The following is a 7,612-nucleotide window of genomic DNA, read 5'->3' on the forward strand; positions in this document are numbered from 1 at the left end:
TTAGAGATATGATATAAAGAATTACATTTCATTGAGTTCTAAAAAGACAGTTTTTTATTGTAACTATATACTGCAATTAAAGTTTATTAGAAAATTATTGAGTTTATATACTTGTGATTTTCTTAATTTTTTATGTGATTAGATTTCGGTAAATTTATTTTTAAACAAGTTTGACTTGTTATGAAATCGTTAAGAATCCACAGAAAAAGTGAAATAAAATATGATACAAAAAAATTAATTCATAAATACAGTATTTTTGAAGAATCAAGAGAAAACTATTTTCCAAATAGAATTTCAAATGCTCTCAAATTTTTTTAAATCTAAACAGTTGTTTTAAATATTGAGTAACTATTTATACAGTCCTATTTGTTTTATAATTTTCAGTTGAGGAGTTTAATTTTCTGTCTGGAATAATTAAGTCAATCTTAATGGATTTTATAATTTATATGATTCAATTTATTAAAATTTTCTTAATTAAGATATAATTTTAGATTTTTATCTATAAAATTGAATTACTATGTTTGTAAATTTTTTATAGATTTTTTCTGTTAGATTCCAAAAAACCCAGTCTTGTTAAAAACAATAAATCAGATGAATGAAGATAATATCAATAGAGAATTTTTATGAAATTTACTTTAAAAGATCTAGGGCTTTTTAGAATTTGATGAAAAATTTGTACCTAAATAACATTTTAAAATAATTTTTTATAATTAATTCTTGTATACATTAGTTTTATGTAATTAAAAGGATGAGCGAATAAAAGACATTAGGCTATCATGATAATAGTTTAAAGTTATTTAATCTTAAAATAAATTAAATTGTTAGGTTTTTATTTTCTTTTAAAAAATATTCTCTGTTTCAGAAAATAAGTTTTTTAAAAATGGTAAGTTCTGTAGGAAGATCAGCTAGCTTAATGTTTTATATTAAAATAAACGTATCTAATTTTTTGCATCAAGAGTATAAAAAAATTGGTATTTTCTTTTTAATCGGAAGAAGCTTAAGTTTGGTGGTAAGTAGTCGTTTTTTTACAAAAGTGAGTGTTTGTATAGATATTAACTTGATCAGTAAGAGATATGAGAACCCCCAAAGATTCATTATTTTTTTAACATTGATTATAAAGAGGAGCTAAAATTTTATAGGAATGTATACAATATTATACTCTTCGTGAAAGGAACTATTGCTATACTTAAAAAGAGATGTAATTTTTATTAAAACAAGGATTATAGGGGTAGTGGGGTATATACCTAATCACCATATCTTATGATAAGATTGAATGCCCAATTTATATTTTGGGGAGATTAAGCGAATATCAGTAAAACTGTAAAAAAACTCTCAAGATATAGCTTTAATCCTAAAGACATAAATTATGATTGTACTGAATGCTCTTCTACTTTAAGCTTTCTTTAAAGAATTACAAATACAGTGTAAAGAAAATGAAGCTCATGATTCCCCAGTATTGTGATTAGGTTGGTTTGGTGTAAAAGTAAAAATGGCTATGGGTGGGTTCGAACCACCGACTCCAGCATTATGAATGCTATGCTCTAACCAACTGAGCTACATAGCCATAAAGAATTTACGAGAAAAAATTTTTATTATGATCATTTTTATTCATGATGTCAATTTGTTAATTTCCAGTTCGGAAGTGTATTATATCCCCATCTTGGATGACATAATTCCTCCCTTCTAAACGCCATTTTCCTGCATCTTTAGCCCCTTGTTCCCCCTTAAATTGAGTGTAATCGTTATACCCAATCACTTCGGCACAGATAAAATGCTGCTCGAAATCACTGTGTATTACACTAGCAGCTTGTGGTGCTTTGGTACCATTTTTACAGGTCCATGCCCGGACTTCTTTAACACCAGCGGTGAAGAAGGTAATTAAATCCAATACTTCATAACCTGCTTGAATGAGGCGGTTTAATCCTGGTTCTTTAAGATTAAGGCTTTGTAAAAATTCTATTTGTTCTGAAGAAGGAAGTTCTGCAATTTCTGATTCAATAGCCGCACAAATAGGAACTAATTTCACATTTTCTTTTAAAGTGTATTCGAAGATTTGATCTAAAAAAGGATTATTAACGAAACCTTTTTCAGCTACATTTGCGACATACAGCACAGGCTTCGAAGTTAAAAGCTGATAAGGACGGAGTAGTGATTTTTCTTCTTCCGTTAAATCAAAATTTCGTAAACAGTTTCCTTGATTCAACCAATTTTTAAGTTTTTTAAATAAAAGTTGGGTATTGAAAGCTTTTTTATCTTTACTTTTACTTTCTTTAATCAATTTAATTAAAATTTTATTGACTGTTTCCATGTCGGCTAATACTAATTCCGTATTGATTACTTCAATATCGGAAACGGGATTAATAATTCCAGAAAAATGTGTCACGTTTTCGTCTTCAAAGCAGCGAACTACATGAGCAATCGCTTGAGTTTCACGAATATTGGCTAGAAATTGATTACCTAGCCCCTCTCCTTTAGAAGCGCCACCAACAAGACCAGCGATGTCAACAAAATTAACGGTAGTTGGAATGATTTGTTTGGGATTAATAATTTGAGCAATTTTTTTAAGACGCCTGTCAGGGACAGGTACGACTCCTACATTAGGTGCAATAGTACAAAAAAAATAATTGGATGCTTCGATGCCTGCTTTAGTTAATGCATTAAATAATGTTGATTTTCCAACATTAGGTAACCCGACAATCCCACATTTAAAGCCCATTTTTTCTCTCTCTTATAGCCAAAAAGAAACAATTAGTTTTTATAGCTAAAATAATTTTTTAACTATGTAAATCACGCATTGCTATTTGAAACTCACCGATTACTAATTTCTCGACAATAGATAATCCTTTTTTAATTGCTCTAAGAATAGCACTTTGATCATTTTTCGAAGGAGGATTTAGTACATATGGAATAATTTGATCTCTATATCCTAACTGAGCGATCCCAATCCGCAAGCGATAAAAATGAGTGCTTCCTAAATGTTGAATGATATTTCGCAATCCATTATGTCCTCCATGTCCTCCGTTTTTTTTTAAGCGAATATCTCCTGCTAGAAAGGCTAATTCATCATGGACGACTAAGATTTCTTGTGGGAGTAATTTATAAAATTGAGTCACAGCAGCCAGAGCTAAACCACTTTCGTTCATATAAGTTAAAGGTTTAAATAACCAACAATAGTTCCATTTAGTAATTAATCCATGAAATTTATTTACTGTACGTAAAGATTGCTGTTTTTGGTTTGCTAAAGTTTCAACAAACCAAGCTCCTACATTGTGTCGGCTCCTAGAATATTTGTTGCCTGGATTTCCTAGACCAACAATAAGTTTAATTCCATGTACCAATAGTGATTATTCCTTTTTTTGTTTTTGTGTACTGACCTTTTCAGATTTACTATGGTCAGTAGTTATTTCTGCAGATTTAACTAATAATGATTCTTCTATAGCTTTTGCAACAGCTAGATTAGCTTCAGCAGCTTCATTCTTAATATCTACTTTACTTACTCGTGGTAAATGAATACTTACAATAGGTAAATTATTTTCTTCTTCGATAGCAGTAGCCAATTTAAGACTGGAAGGTAGTTTGAGATCAGATAAATGGAGGGATTCATTTAAGTCTAATTTAGATATACACACTTCGATATATTCCGGTAAGTCGTCAGGCAGGCATCGAATGTGTACATCAGTTTGGAGATGGGAAATAATCCCGCCGGCTTTAACCCCAGGAGATTCTTCCCCTCCAATGAAATGTAAGGGAACGTGCATAGTTAATGTTTTAGATGCTTTAATTCGTTGAAAATCAATGTGAAGAATTTTTGGCTTAGTGTGGTGACGCTGTACATCTTTCAGAATTACTTTTTGTTTTTTATCATTAATTTCGAGTGTCAAAATGGAAGAAAAAATGGCCTCATTTTCGAAGGCTTTCAGTATATCTTTTTGCCATAAAACAATAGATTGAGGAGCCTTCCCTGCCCCATATACAGTGCCCAGTACTTTTTCATTTAATCGGCGTATTCGCCGTGCCGCTTTTTTACCAGTTTCTTTACGTAATTCAGCTAAAAATTTAAAACTTTCAGTGGCCATATATTGCCCTTTTATTTGTTAATCAAGAATTTTACTTAGGTTGAATTTAAAAAGAAAGCCCGTAAAGAGCAAAACTGCGTCAGTTTTCTTAAAGGCCTTAATTTAGTGAACCTAGTTATAGTTTAGTACTTCAATAAAAATTTGCTTTACATAAGTATAAAAGTGGATTCATAGCATATAAATAGTATGTTTTTACGGGGGGGAGGGGAGGGGTCATTGTGTTTTTATATTTCGCTGTTTAGCTTAATTTTAGTATTGTCAATACTAATTTTACCTAATTATACAACCTAAACTTTAGTGCTACACTTATTCAATTTTAATGAAGTGATAAATATTGATTGATTTTTATTACTAGCTAGCTATTTTGATAGTTTTTTATAGAAAGTTAAGAGATATCTTTGGTCATTTAAAGATTCTTATATAAAATTTACTTTTTTAGTTGCTTTCGTTCTAGATGGCTTTTTATCACTTCTAAATGTTAATTTATGTTAAATTTGCTTCTCCTCTTTTTAGGTTAAAGAGGATCTTATAGTGATAATTTTTCCTTTTATGAGTAGTTTGTGAATTCATATTTTTCAAAAATGAAATTTTAAAAGCGTTAGCGCTTTCAAAAACTATGGTGGGGGGTATGGGGGTGAGAGATTGCGCCTGTATTGGGTGACATCATTATTTCATTATATTACTTGGCGAGTAATTTTTTTTTAAATATACCTCTTTACCTTAAAGAGGTATATTTATTAAGGGTTAATTTATTAATTTTCCTGCTTTAACAGATAAACTCACTGAAAAATGTGTGAAAATTGACTGGTGGGGATTAATCTGATTCGTAATCAACATAAGTAGTATTGATTTAGGGGTCCTCAGTGAATTAGAACAAAACTGTACATCTAGTAGACATATAGCTCTTTTAGTGTAGATAAGGGAGTATAATTTTATTAATTATTTATTGTTTGGTAAGTACAAACAAAACATCTTATCCTAAGATGTTTAGTGATTTGAAAAAATCTTTATTTTTCGAAGCAAGAATTATTTCTGTGTAGTTGTTGGAGAATTAAAAGGGATTTCTTTATTTTTAATCTTTTTTCACATGGAGAGTACGCGCTATGTTGTCATCCTCAGCTTAATAGCTTAATATAGAATAGTGAGTTTTTTCAAAAATATTAGTTTTTTAATTTTAAAATATTTCTGAACACTAAATCTAAATAATTAAAACTATTGGTGCCTTTTGGGAGAATTTCTATAAGATATTTTCTGGATTAATTGGGGGATTTTATTGTGTTTAGGTATGAGAATTTTTTGGTTTCAGTGATTTATTGATTTATATAGTGATTTATATTATGTTATCCTGTATTTCATTTGAATGTTGTGGTATATTTATTTACAACGCGATTTCACAGGAGGGAGCATCGGCTAGTATATCTGTAATCTACTATATGTCTGTAATCTACAAATACAGACGGTGTGGTTATTAGCTGGTTATTAGCAATGTTTAGATATTTTTTAATTTAGTAGGGTTCATTAGTAGGTTTCATATATTGTGTTATTACTATTGTAATTTTTTAAAAAGTTCAATTAAGTTATGAATTAAGTTATGTAATAAATTTCTTAATTAAGAATAACTTTATTTTAAATATTTCGCAAATAGAATAAATACAGATAGTTTTTTAATCCTCAAAAAAAGTGAATAAATAATTTCTCATTTAAAAATGTTATAAATACTGTATTAGTTATCTTGAGAGATGTTTTTATGCGAGTCTAGTATGTATTGATTCTATGTTAAAATTTTTTCTTAAGAAGAGTTTGATTCATTTTTAAATGCTTGGTTAAAATATTAGTACTTTTTTAATCTAAAAACATTGAACTAATGGACTCTTTTTGGTTAATACGTAAAATAGTTTCAGCAATAAGGTGGCTCAATGAGATTTGTTTTATTTTTCTACAATCTGCGGCTTTTTTTTGTAAAGGGATAGTATCGGTGACAATTAGTTCGTTAATTTCAGATTCTGTAATATTTTCAATCGAATTACCTGATAAAACCGGATGGGTACAATAGGATGATACTGTTATAGCACCCTGATTTTTTAAGGCTTGAGTAGCATGGAATAGCGTTCCAGCTGTATCGACGATATCATCTACAATAACACAATGACGTCCCTCTACATTGCCAATGACATTCATGACTTCAGTTTGATTAGGTCCAGGACGACGTTTATCGATAATAGCTAAATCTGAATCGTTTAGTCGTTTAGCAATAGCGCGAGCACGTACTACACCACCAACATCAGGAGAAACAATCATGGGGTTTTCTAATTTTTCAAGTAAGCGATATTCTTCTAATGCAGTGATACTTGCATAAATATTATCCACTGGTATATAAAAGAAGCCTTGGATTTGATCTGCGTGAAGATCGACAGTGATCAATCGAGAAAAACCTACATTTTGCATCATATCAGCAATTACTTTTGCGCTAATAGGGACTCGTGAAGAGCACACCCGACGATCTTGGCGTGCATAGCCGAAATAAGGTACGACGGCGGTAATGCTTGCAGCGGATGCTCGACGAAAAGCATCTCCCATCAAAATTAATTCCATTATATTTTCATTGACTGGATACCCGGTTGAATGAATCAGATAGATATCTCGTCCACGGATATTTTCTTGTATTTCAATACGAATCTCCCCATCACTAAAACGGATAACTAATGCATTTCCAATAGGAGTATTCAGTTCTCTTGCTACGTTAACAGCAAGCTGAGGGTTAGCGCTACCGTGGAAAATACGAATATCACGAAGATTAGACACTTTCTTTCCTGTATAAAAATAAATAAAAAATAATGGGCTGGGGTGCCAGGATTCGAACCTGGGAATGCTGGGATCAAAACCCAGTGCCTTACCGCTTGGCGACACCCCATTAATCAGATTAAAAAAATAAGCAGCCATATTAGCAGGTTTAGAAGCTCTGTCAAACTTATATTAGATTAGGAACAAGGCTTTTTTTAACGTTGGTGGATTTTTTAAATTCCCTAAGAGCTCCTACTCACTTTCCTGGATCTTGGTTGTGGCTAAAATCACTATAGTTAAAGTTTATATGGTTCTAAAAATTTTATTGACAAAATTATAAATTATTATTCATAATAGTCCACGTGTTATTTTTTTAAACCTGTCCTTACGTAAGATTCTCTGCATGTCAAAGAGAATACTCCAAATAAATTAGGAGGTTTGCTAGGACTTATTGCTCCCATCCTTTTTTTTCTGAGCTCGGTAGATTTTTTAAAATCATTTTTTGCTGTGCGTGTTTTTATTTGCATCTTCAGAAATAGCTCTTACCCTTTGAGAAAGGGCATTTTTCAGATTTGTATTTTAATTATTTCTTTGAAAAATTTGTATTTTTATCCAAATAATCTTTGAGCTTATAGAATAGACATTTCAATAATTTTTAAACCAAGGTGGAAACTCTTTGGTAGGGTAAAGTTTAGAGGTTGTAGAAAGTTAACAAAGATAGAAAAGATTATTAAAATATTTAATATCACAGAGAA

At 30.6% G+C, this 7,612-nt stretch carries 4 protein-coding genes and 2 tRNA genes; all 6 read right to left on the bottom strand.

From position 1 onward, the window contains the following. Positions 1 to 1,490: 1,490 nt before the first annotated feature. A tRNA-Met gene (locus CLERM_RS02805) sits at positions 1,491 to 1,564 on the bottom strand. A 60-nt stretch (positions 1,565 to 1,624) separates the two neighbouring features. Continuing rightward, a complete protein-coding gene (ychF, locus tag CLERM_RS02810) occupies positions 1,625 to 2,716 on the bottom strand; it encodes a redox-regulated ATPase YchF (RefSeq protein WP_102157081.1) in 1,092 nt (363 codons plus the stop codon). A gap of 58 nt (positions 2,717 to 2,774) precedes the next feature. Further along, positions 2,775 to 3,338: an aminoacyl-tRNA hydrolase gene (gene pth / locus CLERM_RS02815; RefSeq protein ID WP_102157082.1), complete on the bottom strand. Its 564-nt coding sequence runs from the start codon at positions 3,336 to 3,338 to the stop codon at positions 2,775 to 2,777. A gap of 6 nt (positions 3,339 to 3,344) precedes the next feature. Further along, positions 3,345 to 4,076 (bottom strand): 50S ribosomal protein L25/general stress protein Ctc, encoded by a 732-nt coding sequence (locus CLERM_RS02820; RefSeq protein ID WP_102157083.1) that lies wholly within the window; start codon positions 4,074 to 4,076, stop codon positions 3,345 to 3,347. Positions 4,077 to 5,918: 1,842 nt separating this feature from the next. After that, a complete protein-coding gene (locus CLERM_RS02825) occupies positions 5,919 to 6,878 on the bottom strand; it encodes a ribose-phosphate pyrophosphokinase (protein ID WP_102157084.1) in 960 nt (319 codons plus the stop codon). Between the two features lie 37 nt (positions 6,879 to 6,915). After that, positions 6,916 to 6,987 (bottom strand) — tRNA-Gln (locus tag CLERM_RS02830). Between the last annotated feature and the right edge of the window lie 625 nt (positions 6,988 to 7,612).

Origin of the sequence: Coxiella-like endosymbiont, assembly GCF_002871095.1 — a bacterium.
Taxonomy (GTDB): domain Bacteria; phylum Pseudomonadota; class Gammaproteobacteria; order Coxiellales; family Coxiellaceae; genus Coxiella.

Excerpts from the sequence above, each read along its gene's own strand:
- ychF (WP_102157081.1), bottom strand. The coding sequence starts at position 2,716 with ATGGGCTTTAAATGTGGGATTGTCGGGTTACCTAATGTTGGAAAATCA.
- CLERM_RS02820 (WP_102157083.1), bottom strand. The coding sequence starts at position 4,076 with ATGGCCACTGAAAGTTTTAAATTTTTAGCTGAATTACGTAAAGAAACT.